We start from the raw sequence: 17,180 nt of genomic DNA on the forward strand, positions 1-17,180 counted from the left end.
AATAAATATTATAGGTTGATTTCTGTATAGGGTAAAGAAGCGAGTTGAATTTTTCAATTCGCTTTTTGTATGAAATTGATATGTGTATTACAGAATAATATATATGCCTTGAAAGTTTAGAATCAAATTCTAAGCTTTTTTTGAATACAAAAAATAATATTTCACGCCTATTCTACATTTAAAAATTCTCAAAGGACAAAATGCATAATAAATCAAATAAAAAATAGATATAATAGAGAAAAAATCTTTGTATATTGACAAAAAACACCCAAGTTGTAAAATTAAATTACAAGTAAAACGTGAATGAGGAATTTTATAAAATAAAATTACAGAAATGAAATAAAATTTCTCGGAAAGTGAGGGGTAATATGAAAATAAGTAGATTTGTAAAGTTGGGTATTACAACAATGTTATCATGTGCTTTGCTGACAGGTCTTGTTGGATGCGGTAATAACAGTACACCTAAAGCAGAAAGTTCAGGTGGGGATACAAAAGAAGTATCTTCCGAAGCGGAGACTAAGAAGGCTGGTGGAGTAACTATTAAATTCCAACAGTGGTGGGGTGGAGAGTTGCCGGAAGGCTATCTGCAAAAAATATGTGATGAATATGAAGCTGCCACAGGTAATAAGGTAGAGCTTTTGACAGCACCCTGGGCAGACACTAAGACAGCTATAACAGCCGGGGCAACAAATGGCACAATTGCAGATGTACTTAGTATTGATGGAGCGTGGTTATCAGAGTTTGTTGATATGGGCATTTTAACAGATCTTTCAACTGTAGATGTGAAATTAGATCTGGCAAGTGATGTTTGGAAGGTAGATAATAAAGAGTATGTAGTTCCGATATTAAATTTCGCCTATCCGATGTATGTAAATATGGATATTTTGGAAAAATCAGGTGTTGAAAAAATTCCGACTACATGGACTGAGTTGGAGCAGGCTTGTGAAAAAATAAAAGCTGCCGGATATTCAGCGTTGGCTTTAAATTTGGGAACTACAAATGCCAATGGTATACAAAATGTATTTATGGGAACAGGTTGGGCATCAGGAATTGCATTAAAAGATAAGGATGGCAAATATTTGACTAAAGACAATAGTGAACTTGCTTCCTTAGCAGAGATGTATAAAAAACTTTATGATTTGGGAGTATTATACCCGGGAATGAGTACATTGGAAGAGGCTGAAATGACAAGTAATTTTGCGGCAGGAAATTGTGCATTTACCATTGCATCTGCAGCAACAATGAGCCAATTCGAGAAGTTGAACTTTAAAGCTGCTACAATACCTGTTAAAGATGATTATAAAGAACAAAGCGGCATTTGTTATGCGAGTTGGGCTGTTGGAATTTCAGAGTCATGTGAAAATAAAGAAGCTGCGGCAGAGTTTATAAATTTCTTATTGGGTGGAAAAGATGGAAAAGACGGTTCTGCATCTGCGGGATTGGCATCGACGATGTCAGCATTTCCAAACAGTAAAGTGGCTACACCGGACTACAGTTCAGCACCAACACAGTTCCAAGAGTACTATGAGGAATACAAAAAGAATTATGTTATAAATGAGTTTATCGGATTGGCAAATGCTTCAGATGTTATGACATCTATGACAAATGACCTGGTAATGTATTTAGAGGGTGAGATGGATGTCAACAAGATGTTGGAAAATTGGCAAAACTATTTAGATAATGCAGGTAAATGATCATATTACTGAAGTGATTACTATTCATTCGTGAAACTACTTAATGGGAGGGGTTAGATGAATATATTAGCTGGAAAAAAGTCTGCACCATATAGATATTTATTACCTACAATTACATTGATGATTGTATTTATGGTAGTACCGATTTTCATGGTAGTTACATATTCATTTGCAGACAAGGCGGTTATATCAAAAAATCCCTCTTTTGTGGGATTGGAAAACTATTATAAACTATTTAAAGACAGTAACTATTGGAAATCTGTATATAACACAATTATATTTGTAGCTGTAAGTGTTATTGCACATATGGTTATAGGCATGCTATTTGCAATATTGTTAAATTCAAAATATTTCAGTGTAAGAACAAAGACAATTGCAAGAGTTATTTATATATTGCCATGGGTATTCACAGCATCTGTAGTTGCCATACTTTGGAAATTGATGTTACAACCATCCGGAATTATAAATTATATTCTATCCTTGTTTCCTCATGTAAATAGAGATACAGAGTGGCTTAGTGACAGAGCAATTGCACTGCCTGTTATATGCTTTATAAATATATGGTGTGGTTATCCGTTTTATATGATCAGTATATTGGCAGGATTACAGGGAATCTCGGAAGATTTATATGAAAGTGCGGCAATAGATGGTGCTAATGATATTAAAAGATTTTTTAGTATTACAATACCACAATTAAAGCCGATATTAATCAGTATTGCTATGCTGGACTTCATATGGACACTTCAATCCTTTAATGTTATTTGGATGTTGACAGGGGGTGGACCTGTAAACGCCACACAGACTTTAAGCATATACATATACAAACTGGCATTCCAGAAGGTCGATTACAGTATGGCGTCTACATCAGCCACAATATTGTTAATTGTATGTATTATCGTTGCAATTTTTTATGTAAGGCAGCAGAAAAAAGTGAGGAGCTAGATTATGGTGGGAAGTCATACCGGTATAAAGAAGATAATAGCTACAGTATTGCTGGTGATAGGTGCCGTTTTTGCATCATTTCCTATTCTTTGGATGATATGTTCATCATTGAAAGACAATTCTGAAATATTTTCATGGCCGCCAAAGTTTATTGACGCTACATTCAGCTTTAAGTCATATATTGCGGTTATTACAGACAGTACAAAAGTAAGATTTTTTGTGAATAGTTACATTGTGTCCATTTGTGTTGTAGTTGCAACATTACTAATAGGGATATTAGCTGCTTATGCATTTAGTAGATTTGATTTTCCGGGAAAAGGAGTTTTAAATTCAATAATAATAAGTGTACAGGCTATTCCTCCAATTGTACTTCTTATTCCGTATATGGGATTGATAGTAACAATGAAATTATTTAATACATATTTGGCATTGATATTGACTTATTTGATAATGACATTGCCATACTGTATTTTAATGATGACCGGGTATTTTAATACCTTATCAAGGGAGTTGGATGAAGCTGTAATGATAGATGGTGGATCAAGATGGAAAGCATTATGGTATATACTTGTTCCAATAGCAGTGCCAAGTATGGTGTCTGTAGGAATGTATACTTTCATGCAGGCGTGGAATGAGTATTTGTTTGCATTGGCTTTAACACAGACAACGGAGATGAGAACGGTGCCCATAGGTATTAACTTACTTATGGGACAGCATGCATATGACTGGAGTCAGATGATGGCTATGAGCGTTTTGGGCTCAATTCCTGTTTTAATATTATTTGTATTTTTTCAAAAATACTTTATTGCAGGAATGTCATCGGGAGGTGTTAAAGGCTGATTAATTAAAGGAGAGAAGAATGATATTAAATATGAAAAATTTGCTTGGAGTAGCAAGAGAAAAAGGATTTGCAGTTCCGGCATTCAATATTAGTGATTATAATATGTTTAATGGAATTATGGAGATATGCGAAGAGAAAAATGCGCCGGTTATTATTGCAATTCATCCTGATGAACTTAAACATATTACATCTGAAATGGTTAAGGGAATCATAGCAAGAACAAATAATTCAAAAATTCCGGCTGTAATACATTTAGACCATGGTGCTTCTATTGATCAAATTATAAAAGCAATACAAATAGGGTTTACATCTGTTATGATTGACGGTTCTCTATTACAATATGAAGATAATGTAGATATTTGCAAGAAAGTATGTGATTTAGCTCATGTGGTGGATGTGTCTGTGGAGGGCGAACTTGGAACTATAGGAAATACAGATTCTAAAGAAACCACTGCACCTGAAGATATACTGTACACAAATCCGAAACAAGCAAAAGATTTTGCAAAAAGGACGGGAATAGATTGTTTGGCGGTTGCAATAGGAACGAGTCATGGAATATATCCTAAGGATAAGATACCAAAATTAAGAATAGATATATTGGATGAAATCAGAAAAGAGGTTTCTATTCCATTGGTATTACATGGCGGATCATCAAATAAAGACAGTGAAATTGAAAAAGCTGTGGAACATGGGGTAAATAAGATAAACATATCAAGTGATATTAAAGTTGCATATTATAAAAAAATGAGGGAAGTACTTAGAGATGAATCACTTAGAGAGCCAAATGTTATTCAGCCACCATGTGTAGCAGAGATGAAAAAAATCGCGGCAGAAAAAATCAAACTTTTCAAAGCAGATAATATGGCAATATTTTATTGATTGTATTAAAGAGGGATAACTGAGATGGATGAAAAAATTGCTATGGGCTTTCACACTTGTGTAGATTACGAATTAATCTGGGATAAAAATGTAATTGAAGAGCAAATTAAAAGACATAATATCCATAACAAAGACTTAGAAATGAATATAGGAGTTTTATCTGAAAGGGATATATTGATTACCGCTCTTGCACATCTTAAAGAAGGAGTGGGCTGCGAAATAATACCTGAAACAGAGCGACAAAGTAAGGATTTTGCAGAACATTTCAAATATAAGATAACATTAGGCGGTACAGCTACAAGAGCGGCAATTGCAATTTCAAATCTAGGTTATCCCAGCTTAATACAAACCAGCTGCTACAATGAATATGTAAGGAAATTGTTGCCGACAAATATCAGGGCAATACCGGGGACTGTGGGAAGAGAAGTAATATATCCTCATATAGTTCTACAATGTGCGGCAGGTGTAAGAATAAAGGCCAATGATATAGATTTTATCACTCCCAGAGAAAATAGAATTTTAATATCTTATGATGAGGACAGTTTAAATCTGCCGGTTCTGGAAAAAGAGTTCGGTAATGAAATAAAAAAATGTGAAGTATTTTTATTGGGATCTTTTACTGAGATATTGGATTTTGAAATATTGAAAGACAGAATAGAAAAAACATATAATATGATGTCGTATTTACCGGATAATGCTATTGTAGTAATGGAAGATGGTTGTTATATTAAAGAAGAGTTCAGACATTACATACATAGTAAGCTTGCAAGTAGAGCAGATATTTTAAGTATGAATGAAGATGAACTTCAAAAATATATCGGACGCCGGATAAATATAATGGATAAGGACGAGGTTATGGATGGAGTTAAATACATTTATAACAAGACGGGAATTAAAAATATACTTGTCCACAGTGCTGCATGGGTTATTGTATATGGAAATAATGCACGGAAATTAAATAAAGCTTTAGAAAGCGGTATTGCCATGTCTGCTACAAGATTCAGAAAAGGAGATGATTTTAATAAGGATGATTATTTATATACTAAAAATTTAAATGATAAATCTGAAAGTAAAATGTTTTGCCAAAAATTGGAACAGGAATATGGGGAGAATATTTGTTGCAGACCTTGTAAAGATTTAAGTTTTGTTGAGCATCCTACAGTTGTCGGATTGGGAGATGCCTTTGCGGGTGGTTTAGTAATTGGTTTATTAGAGAGAGATTAAACAAAGAGAGTATATCCATATGTATGAAAAAACACAGAATATATTAAGAATGGCAAAGGAGAGCAATACTTCTGTTATAGCTTTTATTTGCATGGATTATATAATGGCTCGTTCAGTAGTATATGCAGCAGAAAAAACAAATACACCGGCTATTGTTATGCTATATCCGGAGCATGTAAGTGTTCAGCATACAACAGGAATTTGTAATTATGCAACTATGGTTAAAGAACTTGCCGGTGAAGTTAATGTACCTATAGGATTACATGCGGATCATGACTATAGTTATGGAGCCGTGGTAAGGTCTATGAATGCAGGATTTGATTCAATAATGATTGACGGCTCCATGCACTCTTTAGAAAAAAATATTTCTATTACAAAGGAGCTTCCTGTATAGTTTAAATGGTGGACGTTGAAAATTGAAAATACCTCAGAGTAAAATAAGACTACTGACTGGCAGGTTGGTAAATCTTATCAAACAGAGAGGTATCTACAATGAAGTCTAACACACAAAATGCAAAAATTAAAGCAATTACAGAAACTACTTTGGTGCTCGGAATCGATGTCGGAAGTGAAACGCATTATGCCAGAGCTTTTGATTACCGAGGAATCGAGTATTCTAAGAAACCATTCAAGTTTAGTAATGATAAGGCCGGATTCGTGACGTTTAAGGCATGGGTTCTGGACATCAAAGAAAAGCATGGTAAGGACAAGGTGGTTCCCGGAATGGAGCCTACCGGCCACTACTGGTTTAATCTTGGTAAGTTCCTTCAGGACAATGAGATGAAGCCGGTTCTTGTGAATCCTCATCATGTAAAGAAATCAAAAGAACTCGACGATAACAATCCGACAAAGAATGATCGTAAGGATCCGAAAGTCATAGCAGGACTAGTTAGAGAGGGACGTTACATGATCCCATACCTACCAGACGGTGTTTATGCAGATCTTAGAACTGCATCTAACATGAGATTTCAGTTACAAGCGGAGCTTACAAGAATTCAGAACAGGATCAGTCGTTGGTTCAATATATATTTTCCTGAATACAAAACAGTGTACGGGCATCCGAATGCTAAAAGCGGAATGCTGATTCTTAAGGTGGCGCCACTTCCGGAAGATATCCTGACGTTGGGTATCGATGGGGTGAACCAAATCTGGCGAGATGCGAAGGTGAGAGCAGTTGGGAAAGCGAGGGCAAAGACCCTGATAGAAGCTGCTGAGCACAGTGTTGGAAGCAAAGAAGGTGAAATATCTGCGAGGATGGAAATACGTATGCTTCTAGAGGATTATGAGTCCGGAAATAGTCGTCTTCAGGAAGTATTAGCTCTGATTGAAGAGCTGGTAAAACAGATTCCAATGGCTGAAAAGCTATTGGAAATTAAGGGAGTAGGAATCAAGACGGTGTCGGGATTCCTGGCTGAAGTAGGCGATATAAGCCGCTTCAATAACCCAAAAGAATTGCAGAAACTTGCAGGTTTAGCATTGGTTGAGAATAGTTCGGGTAAACATAAGGGTGAGACAACAATAAGCAGACGAGGTCGAAAGAGACTAAGATATCTGCTCTTCGAGGTTGCAATGTCCCTTGTGTCAAAGAATCCGGAGTTCAGGGAACTCCATTCATACTATACAACCAGAAAGCTGAATCCCTTAAAGAAGATGCAGTCGCTGATGGCTGTGGCGGCAAAGCTGCTCCGTGTCTTTTTTGCAATGCTGACCAAGGGCGTGGACTATGATCCAAAAAAGCTGGTTGGTGATATAAAGAGACCGGCAGTATATCTGCAGGTAGCATAAGCGTACAATGTAATCAATACGTCGGCCGTCCTATGGGCGGTCACTAAACAAAGCAGAATGTAGCAGATAGCGTCCACTGATCACAGTGCTGGTACAGGAATCGAGTCAGTAATCAACAATACAAAGAATGAGCCGGTAGTCGGCAGGAATTGTAACCATGGGGCATGACCCCGTAAAGGAGCATAGCTGACACCCTGGTTATGGGCAGGCAGGACGAAGGAAGTTAGGACCTCTGGAGACAGAGATGATCCTGGTGGATATAGGAGGTTAGCTGCCATAGAGGGATGGGTATACACAAGGCCAGTAAAGCGAAAATCAATGACGTTTTATTTCGTGTACCCTTTTACCGCTATTTCAGTACCCGATACACCGAAATGTTCATAACTCTGGCTTATTTACTGAGATAGACAAGGTCAAAAAACTTTGAATTTTCAACAAAAAACACTTGATTATATGAGGAGGTAGTAATTAAGGCGCATAGCCTTAATGTGTGCGTTGAGGGAGAAATAGGTCATGTAGGACTTGCAAAGGAAGATGCTGATAGTAGAGAAGATTTATATACAAAACCGGAGGTTGCCAAAAAATTCTGTGATGAAACAGGAGTTGATGCACTGGCTGTTTCAATAGGCAATGCACATGGAGAGTATAAATCCATACCGAAGTTGGATATAAAGAGATTAGAGGAGATACATGACATGACGGATGTTCCATTGGTGCTTCATGGAGGAAGCGGAATTCCGGATGATCAATTATTGATTGCATTTTCTAAAGGCATAAACAAATTTAACTTGGGTACAGAATTTTTGGGAAGATATTATTCTGCGATGGAAGAATATATAAATGTTAACAAATATAATTCAAACCCGGTAAAGATTATTGACTTACCGGAATATGTTCAGTCGAGGCTACAGCCTTACTTAGAAAACAGACTAAGAACTTTATGCAGATTTTAATATTGAATAGTGGGTTATAAAAGGAGATGGATTTTGGAAGAAAGTAATATATTAAATAGAGAAGTCCTTAGTGTGATGAGAGAAAAGTATAAGAAAATGTCAATTGCTGAAAGAAAGGTAGCAGATTTTGTTGTAAAGAATCCTCATAAAACTGTAGATTGCAATGTGGCCGATCTGGCAAAACTTAGTGGTGTAAGTGATGCAACAATAGTTCGAATGTGCCATCATATAGGCTATACAGGCTATTATCAATTTAGGATTACATTGGCAAGAGATATGGGGAAAAGTCAATATAGTGATATAAAGGTATCAAACAGTACAGATGAAATAGAGATTTTTTTTCGAGAGTATGCTGAAAATATGATAGCAATCGGAAAGAGATTAGATACTGAAACGATGTGGAATTGCGTAAAGCTCATAAGAAACTGCGGTATGGCACATATTATAGCAGTTGGAAATACAGTACCTTTATCACAATATATTGGCTTTAGACTTGGACGTTTAGGAGTGAGGAGCAGTTTTGGATTGGCTACCGAATATTATATGAATCATATCAATTTGGCAGAGCCAAATGATATTGTAATCGCAATTTCAAAGTCAGGTGCATCAAAGCCGATACTTATGGGTATGGAACTGGCTAAGGAAAAAGGCTTAAAATCTATTGCAATAACAGCTTATGAGGAATCACCGGTAGCAAAAATGGCAGATTATATATTGCTTTCAAGAGGAAAGGATATTTCCTTTAATTATTATAAAGATTATTCACATACAAATATGATGGCAACAATAGATGTTCTACTGGAATTTTTAACAAATGAGGAATCTATAAGAAAAAAGCAGGCAGATAGGCCGGAGATAATTTTATCGGAATATAAGGTTTAAAAATATCGGAGTAAAAGTAGTAAATAAATATATTAAATATAATATTCAGAAAATTAAAACAATATGTACAATTAAAACAGATTAAAATATCAATATAAGAATATAATAAAATAAAAAAAGAAAAAAACTATAAAAAGTTTTAAAATACTATTGACAAGACTTAAAAATCTGATATACTGTAGACATAAACAAAGAAAGAATATATTCTTAAAAAGTTTAATAAATGAAATCCACAGGGGAGAAGCAAAAAGCTTTAAAAAGTGGAAAAATGTAAAAGGAGGTATGGTCCAAAGAAAACTTAAGTAATGATTAGACTTTGATCTAATCCGGAACCTATAAGAGGATTGTTAGATAATATATTATTGAAAACTTTAAAAGTTACTATCTGAAGAATCGGTTAGGATAGTATCATACAGGTTTTATGACGAGAAAGTAGGATTTGTATGAAGAATGGACCGTGTAGATAGATTGATAACAACCATGTATTTTTTAAAAGCGAAAGGAAACTTATAGGAGAAAAATTAAAAACTGAATAGTAACATCTATATAGAATGTCCAATAAATCGTGAAAGGACATCAAAAAATATAGAAAATAGGCTTTTATGAAAGTGAGGATTAATCCGTTGGAGCCGGAAATGTATTGAAGAGAGCATTGATATAAAAAGTTAATGCTCTCTTCTTATTATGTGGTTCTTTGTCAAATTTTGGTGTGGATTGATTTTCAAACCGGCTATATTATGCTCCGGCAATTTCCTTTGTTTCCACTTGAAATTTACCATCATCATCCACATTCATTATCATATATGTGGGCATATGACCGGCTTGCCTGGGATAGCCGAGAGAACCGGGATTTAATATGGTTACACCGTCTATTGTCTTTACATAAGGTCTATGAGTATGACCATACATAGCAAAATCACAACCTCTTGATATTGCCTCGTCTTTTAAAATTTCAACTCCCATGCTGACACCATATTGGTGCCCATGTACCAAAAGAGCCTTATGATTTTTGATGTTAACCTCTTTTTCCTTGGGGAGTTGTGAAAAGAAGTCGTTATTTCCCTGCACAATAAAGCAGGAACAATCAGGCTCAAGCATATAGCTTATTTTGGTTTCACTACTTTCGACATCCCCAAGATGGATAAACATATCAAAAGGTTTTTCTCTTTCAATCACCTTTTTGAGTATATCATCCATTCTGTGAGTGTCACTAACAATCAGTATTTTCATAAATTTCCTCTAGCTTTTTCTTCATTGCAGTAAGTGCCTTGCCCCTGTGGCTTATCCTGTTTTTTTCATCAGGATCAATCTCGGCACTTGTTTTATCATATTCAGGTAAATAAAGTATAGGATCATATCCGAATCCGTTTTCACCCGATATAGTTTGTGATATCAGCCCCTCCATACTTCCTTCTGTGAATATGGCACTGCCGTCTTCCAAAACAGCACAGATACAGGCTCTAAATCTTGCGCTTCTCTCATTTCCCTTGGCATCTTTCAGCCTGGATATAATATTTTGATTTTTTATGGTATAGGAGGTATTCTCTCCCATATATCTTGAGGAGTATACCCCCGGCTCCCCTCCTATATAATCCACTTCCAAACCGGAATCATCGGAAAGCACTATACCGCCTGTAATATCCCATATCGCCTTTGCTTTTATATAGGCATTATCTCTAAAGCTTGTTCCGGTCTCTTCTATATCAATAGATATACCGGCATCCTTTGCGGATATGATATCAAATGTTGGTAAAATAGCCCTTATTTCCTTTAATTTATTTTGGTTTCCGGTTGCAAAAATAATCTTTCTTCTCATTGTCTTACCTTTGTAAATCAGAGTTCCTGCTTATTTCTTTTAGGAGGTTTTGGACCCATATATTGATAAAATCTGGTCTGCATCATACCATTATAGATTTTTCTGTTCTTATCTGCAGCTTTTCCTATATATTTTTGGGTTTCATCATAGGATGTTATAAGATATAATGACCAGGAATCAAGATTTGCATATCTCTCTCCAAGACTCTTATAAATAGCCGGAAGATTCTCTTTTTCCTCCAATCGCTCTCCATAAGGGGGATTTGTGATAATAAACCCGTATTTTTTGGGATGTGACAGGGCTGAAACATCCCTGCATTGTAAATGCAGCATATCGACAACGCCGGCTCTTGTGGCATTACTTCTGGCTGCTTCTACAATATTTTTATCAATATCATATCCCTGTATATCCACAGATGTATCTATATTCACCATATCACGGGCTTCTTCATAGGTATTATCCCAAATATCCTTTGAGATAAGATTTGACCATTTATTACTTAAAAAACCACGTTTAAGTCCGGGGGCTATATCTGCCGCCAACATTGCGGCTTCTATTACAAATGTACCGCTTCCGCAAAAAGGATCTACAAGTATTCTGTCTTTTTTCCATGGAGTAAGCATAATAAGTGCGGCTGCTAAAGTTTCTGTAATAGGAGCTTTGGCAGTCATTGTCCTATAGCCTCTTTTATGAAGTGATACTCCGGTGGTATCAAGACCTATGGTAACAATATCTTTGTTTATGGAAACACGGAGCGGATAATCGGCACCGGTTTCTTCAAACCATTCCTTTTTATAAGTCTTTTTCAGTCTTTCCACCATTGCTTTTTTAACAATGGATTGAATATCGGAAGGAGAGAAGAGTTTACTTTTAATAGATGTTGCCTTGCTCACCCAAAACCTGCCGTCAGCAGGAATATACTCTTCCCAAGGTATATCTGCAACGGAATCAAAAAGTTCAGTGAAACCGGTGGCTTTAAACTCCGCAACCTTAAGTAATACTCTTTCAGTAGTACGAAGCCACATATTAGCTCTGGCTATTGCCTCATCATCACCTTCAAAATACACTCTGCCGTCTTCGACTTTGGTGATATCATAGCCTATATCTATGATTTCTTTTTTTAAAACAGCTTCAAGACCGAAATGGCATGGAGCATACAGTTCAAATATTTTTCTCAAGTTTTATCTCCTTTAATACATTGCCATCAAAATCATATATAGAGAAAATGTCATTATCAAGTATTGCATAGGAGTTCGGATTATTTTCCTTTGGAAGAGATGCCGAGCCCGGATTTAATATATAAATACCGTCAACATTTTTCGCTATAGGCAGATGTACATGTCCATATATGAAAGCTGAACCCTTGGACAGTTTTGGAAGTCCGTCTTCACTATAAATATGCCCATGAGTTATAAAAAAATAAATATCATTAAAAATACCTACACAATAGTCGGATTGCATAGGGAATTCCAGTACCATCTGATCCACTTCGGAATCACAATTTCCCCTGACTGCAATGATATCATCTTTAAATGCGTTTAGCAGAGCAAATACTTCCTTTGGAGAGTAATCCTTTGGAAGATCATTTCTTGGGCCATGGTATAAGAGGTCACCAAGCAGTATCAATTTATCGGCAGCATTTTCTTTATACTTTTCGAGTATTTTCTTTGTATAGAATGCGGAGCCATGAATATCGGAAGCAAAAAAATATTTCATAAATAAAAGCCCGAAGACTTATTCCTCCTGTTGTCTGAATTCTATTGTCTGAGTAGCGGCATCCATAGCATCAATTATGGCAAGAGATTCTAAACGGAAGCCAAGGTTTCTGATAGTGCGTCCACCGCTTTGGAAGCCTTTTTCGATAGCGATACCTATGCCTTCCACGCCGGCACCGGATTCGTTCACTATGGAGATAAGCCCCTGCAGGGCACATCCGTTTGCAAGGAAATCATCAATAATAAGAACATGGTCATCAGGGTTTAAGAATTTTTTTGAAACTATTACTTGATTTTTGCATTTATGGGTAAAGCTTTCCACTTCTGCCGTATACATATCACCATCAATATTTATAGACTTTGATTTTTTGGCAAATACTACAGGAACACCGAATTCAAGTGCTACTATAGCAGCAATTCCTATGCCGGAGGATTCTATTGTCAAAATCTTATTTATATTATTTGCAGCAAATTTTGATTTGAATTCCTTTGCCATTTCTAAAAAGAGTTCAACATCCATTTGATGGTTTAAAAAAGAATCAACTTTTACAACATTACCCTCTTTGATTACTCCGTCTTTTTTGATACGCTCTTCTAATAACTTCATGAAAAATCCTCTCTTTTTTGAAAATACACAAAAGTAAATTACTTTAGCGTGTAAGCATCAGCAACTCAAGTGCCAGCTTATCATTAATATTACCCTGTTTAATAGCCTCTTCCAAATCAATTGCATTTTTAACATAGGATAGCAGCAAGGCTATGTCAAAGCCTCTTGATTGGCGTATCAGATTTTTAGCGACATAAGGATTTAGTTTCATATTTGATATTACATCCTTTTCGCCAAAACCTGCTGCAGTTAATTCCTTGATTTGTAAGAGCTGGTTAAACTGCCTTGTGATAAGAATCATTATCTTAAGCGGCGGTTCTTTTAATGCAACTAAGTCTTCATATATATCCAAAGCTTCTTTGATTTTGTTATTTGTAATCATCTTAACAAGTTCAAAGATTCTATTGGTAAGACTTATACTTGTTATTGCCCTTATATCTTCCTCTTCTATAATATCTTTGTCAAGAGTAAAGGAAAGTAATTTGTCAAGTTCGCTTTTTATTCTTTCCATATCATTTCCAACTCTTGCTATAAAAAAATCCATATTTGAAACAGTGATTTTTTTACCGGCTCTATTTATAATATTGCCTGCCCAATTCTTCAGCTCCTCATCGGTAGGATGATTAAGCTCTGCGATATATCCGATATCTTTAACCTTTTTATAAAGCTTGGAGCGCTTGTCAAGGTCTTTTTCTACAAAAATAATCTTTGTACTATCGGGCTTATCTGAAATATGGTCAAAAAACTTTTTATTTCCGGATTTAAACCATTGGCTGTCTTCTATAAGGATACATCTGTATTCAGAGAAGAACGGAAGAGTATTGCTAAAGTCAATAATGGCATCAATATCTATCCCCTTTCCTTCAAAATAGGCAAAGTTCATTTGGTCGTCACCTACAATAGCTGATTTTAATCTTTTCTTATAGCTATTTTTTAAAAATTCATCATCACCTGATAGTACATAAATGCCTTTGAATATGGATGTTTTCAAATCATTATTTAATACTTTCATGAGGATGATTATAGCATGAATAGAAAAAACCATCCAGTAAAAAGCTGTGAAAGCCATAGGAAATTACAGTGATAAATCCAAAGTTTATTCTTCTTTATAAAATATGTAATAGTTAATCAAAATGAATAATGGATATGAGCCATTAAAAGTTGATATTATCTAAACTTAATTAAATATCCTTTAAAATATTGACATGTAAGAGGATAGAGTGTATAGTTATATCACTGCCTTTTAAGGGCATAATTATTTAAAATAAGATTAAGATTTAAGTTAAACATTCTTGACATATTTTAAAATATTTGATATCATGCAAAAGTTGCTCTTTAGAAGCAATGGAGGTTTTAGAAAAAGTAAAATTTTTTTAAAAAAGTTATTGACATATAAAATCCCCCTTGATATAATAGCTAAGCTGTTTCAAACAGCAAAGCAATGAACCTTGATAATTTAAGATTAAACAGTACACACAACCCTGAAAATTTGCATATTTCGCATATTTTTCTTAGTGAAAGTGAGCGTAAGCGAAACTTGAATTTAGAAAAATAGCGCACCTCGTTGAGCGTAGCGAGACGATGGTGTTACATATAAATATGATGAAGTTTCAGATGCATTTTTCACTTGATGAAAACGAGCGAAAGCTTGTTTAATATCTTAGTGAAAAGAGAGTTCTTCGTACGAGTGAAACGAGTACGATAGAACAACCTTAAAAAACAGTAGATCTGTGAAAACAGATGCAAGCTAGCGAGAAGGCTAGATTAAACTTTTATATGAGAGTTTGATCCTGGCTCAGGATGAACGCTGGCGGCGTGCTTAACACATGCAAGTCGAACGAAGCTACTTAAAGGAAGTTTTCGGATGGAATTTAGGTAGACTTAGTGGCGGACGGGTGAGTAACGCGTGGATAACCTGCCTTATACAGGGGGATAACGGAGAGAAATTTCCGCTAACACCGCATAAGACCACAGCACCGCATGGTGCAGGGGTAAAATATTTATAGGTATAAGATGGATCCGCGTCCGATTAGCTTGTTGGTGAGGTAGAGGCTCACCAAGGCGACGATCGGTAGCCGGCCTGAGAGGGTGAACGGCCACATTGGGACTGAGACACGGCCCAAACTCCTACGGGAGGCAGCAGTGGGGAATATTGGACAATGGGGGAAACCCTGATCCAGCGACGCCGCGTGAGTGAAGAAGTATTTCGATATGTAAAGCTCTATCAGCAGGGAAGAAAATGACGGTACCTGACTAAGAAGCCCCGGCTAACTACGTGCCAGCAGCCGCGGTAATACGTAGGGGGCAAGCGTTATCCGGATTTACTGGGTGTAAAGGGAGCGCAGACGGCAATGCAAGTCTGAAGTGAAAGGCGTGGGCTCAACCCATGAACTGCTTTGGAAACTGTATAGCTTGAGTGTCGGAGGGGTAAGCGGAATTCCTAGTGTAGCGGTGAAATGCGTAGATATTAGGAGGAACACCGGAGGCGAAGGCGGCTTACTGGACGACAACTGACGTTGAGGCTCGAAGGCGTGGGGAGCAAACAGGATTAGATACCCTGGTAGTCCACGCAGTAAACGATGAATACTTGGTGTCGGAGAGGTAAACTCATCGGTGCCGCAAGCTAACGCATTAAGTATTCCACCTGGGGAGTACGTTCGCAAGAATGAAACTCAAAGGAATTGACGGGGACCCGCACAAGCGGTGGAGCATGTGGTTTAATTCGAAGCAACGCGAAGAACCTTACCAAATCTTGACATACTCTTGAATAGCCTTGTAATGAGACTAGTCCTTCGGGACAAGGGATACAGGTGGTGCATGGTTGTCGTCAGCTCGTGTCGTGAGATGTTGGGTTAAGTCCCGCAACGAGCGCAACCCTTGTCGTCAGTAGCCAGCATTAAGATGGGCACTCTGACGAGACAGCCGGAGATAATCCGGAGGAAGGTGGGGATGACGTCAAATCATCATGCCCCTTATGATTTGGGCTACACACGTGCTACAATGGCGTAAACAAAGTGAAGCAAAGCTGCGAAGCCAAGCAAATCACAAAAATAACGTCTCAGTTCGGATTGTAGTCTGCAACTCGACTATATGAAGCTGGAATCGCTAGTAATCGCAGATCAGAATGCTGCGGTGAATACGTTCCCGGGTCTTGTACACACCGCCCGTCACACCATGGGAGTCATCAATGCCCGAAGTCAGTGACCTAACCGTAAGGAAGGAGCTGCCGAAGGCAGGGAGGATAACTGGGGTGAAGTCGTAACAAGGTAGCCGTATCGGAAGGTGCGGCTGGATCACCTCCTTTCTATACATTTTTCACTTAATGAAAACGAGCCGAAGGCGAAGTTTGAGTGTTAGTGAAAAAGTAGTTCTTCATACGAACGAAGTGAGTATGATAGAACATCATTAAAGGCTTTAGTAAGGGTTGTGAGTACTGTTTAGTATTAAATTGCTTGGTGCAAAATACTAAAAATCAACATTAGCGGTGTCGATGCGTCTGGGGGACACACCCGTTCTCATTCCGAACACGATGGTTAAGACTCAGTCGGCCGATGGTACTATATTGGAGACGATATGGGAGAGTAGGTGGATGCCGCTGCATTTTTTACTTGATAAAAGCGAGTGAAGCTAAGCTTGAATCTTAGTGAAAAAGTACACCTTATCGAGTGAAGCGAGATGATGGTGTTACCAAAAGTTAATAATAAGGGCTTATAGCTCAGCCGGTTAGAGCGCACGCCTGATAAGCGTGAGGTCGGTGGTTCGAGTCCACTTAAGCCCATGTATTTTTCACTTGATGAAAATAAGTAAAGCTTGAATCTCAGTGTAAAAGTACGCCTCATCAA

General features: G+C 37.0%; 15 protein-coding genes, 1 tRNA gene and 2 rRNA genes. 12 read left to right on the top strand and 6 right to left on the bottom strand.

The window, feature by feature from the left end:
- Nucleotides 1–368: 368 nt before the first annotated feature.
- The 9 genes from J4O15_RS04745 to J4O15_RS04785 all read left to right on the top strand — a co-directional run bounded on the left by J4O15_RS04745 (nucleotide 369) and on the right by J4O15_RS04785 (nucleotide 9,200).
- Nucleotides 369–1,694 carry an ABC transporter substrate-binding protein gene (locus J4O15_RS04745; protein ID WP_208099886.1) on the top strand — a complete coding sequence of 442 codons (1,326 nt, stop codon included), beginning with the start codon at nucleotides 369–371 and terminating at the stop codon, nucleotides 1,692–1,694.
- A 57-nt stretch (nucleotides 1,695–1,751) separates the two neighbouring features.
- Nucleotides 1,752–2,636, top strand: coding sequence for a carbohydrate ABC transporter permease (locus J4O15_RS04750; RefSeq protein WP_208099887.1), 885 nt, complete (start codon nucleotides 1,752–1,754; stop codon nucleotides 2,634–2,636).
- A gap of 3 nt (nucleotides 2,637–2,639) precedes the next feature.
- Complete coding sequence (locus J4O15_RS04755; RefSeq protein WP_009221050.1) at nucleotides 2,640–3,476, top strand: carbohydrate ABC transporter permease; 837 nt, start codon at nucleotides 2,640–2,642, stop codon at nucleotides 3,474–3,476.
- Nucleotides 3,477–3,495: 19 nt separating this feature from the next.
- Nucleotides 3,496–4,356 (top strand): ketose-bisphosphate aldolase, encoded by an 861-nt coding sequence (locus J4O15_RS04760; RefSeq protein ID WP_208099888.1) that lies wholly within the window; start codon nucleotides 3,496–3,498, stop codon nucleotides 4,354–4,356.
- Nucleotides 4,357–4,380: 24 nt separating this feature from the next.
- Nucleotides 4,381–5,580: an ADP-dependent glucokinase/phosphofructokinase gene (locus J4O15_RS04765; protein ID WP_208099889.1), complete on the top strand. Its 1,200-nt coding sequence runs from the start codon at nucleotides 4,381–4,383 to the stop codon at nucleotides 5,578–5,580.
- 19 nt (nucleotides 5,581–5,599) lie between these two features.
- Nucleotides 5,600–5,974: a class II fructose-bisphosphate aldolase gene (locus J4O15_RS04770; RefSeq protein WP_243761960.1), complete on the top strand. Its 375-nt coding sequence runs from the start codon at nucleotides 5,600–5,602 to the stop codon at nucleotides 5,972–5,974.
- Nucleotides 5,975–6,072: 98 nt separating this feature from the next.
- A complete protein-coding gene (locus tag J4O15_RS04775; RefSeq protein ID WP_208099890.1) occupies nucleotides 6,073–7,365 on the top strand; it encodes an IS110 family transposase in 1,293 nt (430 codons plus the stop codon).
- A gap of 467 nt (nucleotides 7,366–7,832) precedes the next feature.
- Nucleotides 7,833–8,318, top strand: a complete 486-nt coding sequence (locus tag J4O15_RS04780) for a class II fructose-bisphosphate aldolase (protein WP_330638690.1) — start codon at nucleotides 7,833–7,835, stop codon at nucleotides 8,316–8,318.
- Between the two features lie 33 nt (nucleotides 8,319–8,351).
- Nucleotides 8,352–9,200 carry a MurR/RpiR family transcriptional regulator gene (locus J4O15_RS04785; RefSeq protein WP_208099891.1) on the top strand — a complete coding sequence of 283 codons (849 nt, stop codon included), beginning with the start codon at nucleotides 8,352–8,354 and terminating at the stop codon, nucleotides 9,198–9,200.
- 735 nt (nucleotides 9,201–9,935) lie between these two features.
- Here the strand turns inward: J4O15_RS04785 and J4O15_RS04790 are convergent.
- Genes J4O15_RS04790 through holA form a run of 6 tightly spaced genes read right to left on the bottom strand, consistent with a single transcriptional unit; the run spans nucleotide 9,936 to nucleotide 14,350 of the window.
- A complete protein-coding gene (locus J4O15_RS04790; protein WP_009221055.1) occupies nucleotides 9,936–10,430 on the bottom strand; it encodes a metallophosphoesterase family protein in 495 nt (164 codons plus the stop codon).
- Nucleotides 10,411–11,016: an RdgB/HAM1 family non-canonical purine NTP pyrophosphatase gene (gene rdgB / locus J4O15_RS04795; RefSeq protein ID WP_208099892.1), complete on the bottom strand. Its 606-nt coding sequence runs from the start codon at nucleotides 11,014–11,016 to the stop codon at nucleotides 10,411–10,413. Before rdgB ends, J4O15_RS04790 begins: the two co-directional genes overlap by 20 nt.
- A 17-nt stretch (nucleotides 11,017–11,033) precedes the next feature.
- Nucleotides 11,034–12,194 carry a THUMP domain-containing class I SAM-dependent RNA methyltransferase gene (locus J4O15_RS04800; protein ID WP_208099893.1) on the bottom strand — a complete coding sequence of 387 codons (1,161 nt, stop codon included), beginning with the start codon at nucleotides 12,192–12,194 and terminating at the stop codon, nucleotides 11,034–11,036.
- On the bottom strand, nucleotides 12,178–12,732 hold the full coding sequence (gene yfcE / locus J4O15_RS04805) for a phosphodiesterase (RefSeq protein WP_208099894.1): 555 nt from the start codon (nucleotides 12,730–12,732) through the stop codon (nucleotides 12,178–12,180). Before yfcE ends, J4O15_RS04800 begins: the two co-directional genes overlap by 17 nt.
- A gap of 18 nt (nucleotides 12,733–12,750) precedes the next feature.
- Complete coding sequence (locus J4O15_RS04810; protein ID WP_009221059.1) at nucleotides 12,751–13,338, bottom strand: xanthine phosphoribosyltransferase; 588 nt, start codon at nucleotides 13,336–13,338, stop codon at nucleotides 12,751–12,753.
- Nucleotides 13,339–13,381: 43 nt separating this feature from the next.
- On the bottom strand, nucleotides 13,382–14,350 hold the full coding sequence (gene holA, locus J4O15_RS04815; protein ID WP_208099895.1) for a DNA polymerase III subunit delta: 969 nt from the start codon (nucleotides 14,348–14,350) through the stop codon (nucleotides 13,382–13,384).
- A 760-nt stretch (nucleotides 14,351–15,110) separates the two neighbouring features.
- Between holA and J4O15_RS04820 the strand changes: the two genes are divergently transcribed.
- The 3 genes from J4O15_RS04820 to J4O15_RS04830 all read left to right on the top strand — a co-directional run bounded on the left by J4O15_RS04820 (nucleotide 15,111) and on the right by J4O15_RS04830 (nucleotide 17,116).
- Nucleotides 15,111–16,642 (top strand): 16S ribosomal RNA (locus J4O15_RS04820).
- Nucleotides 16,643–16,818: 176 nt separating this feature from the next.
- Nucleotides 16,819–16,936, top strand: a 5S ribosomal RNA gene (gene rrf / locus J4O15_RS04825).
- 106 nt (nucleotides 16,937–17,042) lie between these two features.
- Nucleotides 17,043–17,116, top strand: a tRNA-Ile gene (locus tag J4O15_RS04830).
- The last annotated feature ends 64 nt before the right edge of the window (nucleotides 17,117–17,180 follow it).

Origin of the sequence: Lachnoanaerobaculum sp. Marseille-Q4761, assembly GCF_017565785.1 — a bacterium.
GTDB lineage: Bacteria > Bacillota > Clostridia > Lachnospirales > Lachnospiraceae > Lachnoanaerobaculum.

Coding starts and splice junctions, on each gene's coding strand:
- J4O15_RS04745 (WP_208099886.1), top strand. CDS start 369: ATGAAAATAAGTAGATTTGTAAAGTTGGGTATTACAACAATGTTATCA.
- J4O15_RS04750 (WP_208099887.1), top strand. CDS start 1,752: ATGAATATATTAGCTGGAAAAAAGTCTGCACCATATAGATATTTATTA.
- J4O15_RS04755 (WP_009221050.1), top strand. CDS start 2,640: ATGGTGGGAAGTCATACCGGTATAAAGAAGATAATAGCTACAGTATTG.
- J4O15_RS04760 (WP_208099888.1), top strand. CDS start 3,496: ATGATATTAAATATGAAAAATTTGCTTGGAGTAGCAAGAGAAAAAGGA.
- J4O15_RS04765 (WP_208099889.1), top strand. CDS start 4,381: ATGGATGAAAAAATTGCTATGGGCTTTCACACTTGTGTAGATTACGAA.
- J4O15_RS04770 (WP_243761960.1), top strand. CDS start 5,600: ATGTATGAAAAAACACAGAATATATTAAGAATGGCAAAGGAGAGCAAT.
- J4O15_RS04775 (WP_208099890.1), top strand. CDS start 6,073: ATGAAGTCTAACACACAAAATGCAAAAATTAAAGCAATTACAGAAACT.
- J4O15_RS04790 (WP_009221055.1), bottom strand. CDS start 10,430: ATGAAAATACTGATTGTTAGTGACACTCACAGAATGGATGATATACTC.
- rdgB (WP_208099892.1), bottom strand. CDS start 11,016: ATGAGAAGAAAGATTATTTTTGCAACCGGAAACCAAAATAAATTAAAG.
- yfcE (WP_208099894.1), bottom strand. CDS start 12,732: ATGAAATATTTTTTTGCTTCCGATATTCATGGCTCCGCATTCTATACA.
- J4O15_RS04810 (WP_009221059.1), bottom strand. CDS start 13,338: ATGAAGTTATTAGAAGAGCGTATCAAAAAAGACGGAGTAATCAAAGAG.
- holA (WP_208099895.1), bottom strand. CDS start 14,350: ATGAAAGTATTAAATAATGATTTGAAAACATCCATATTCAAAGGCATT.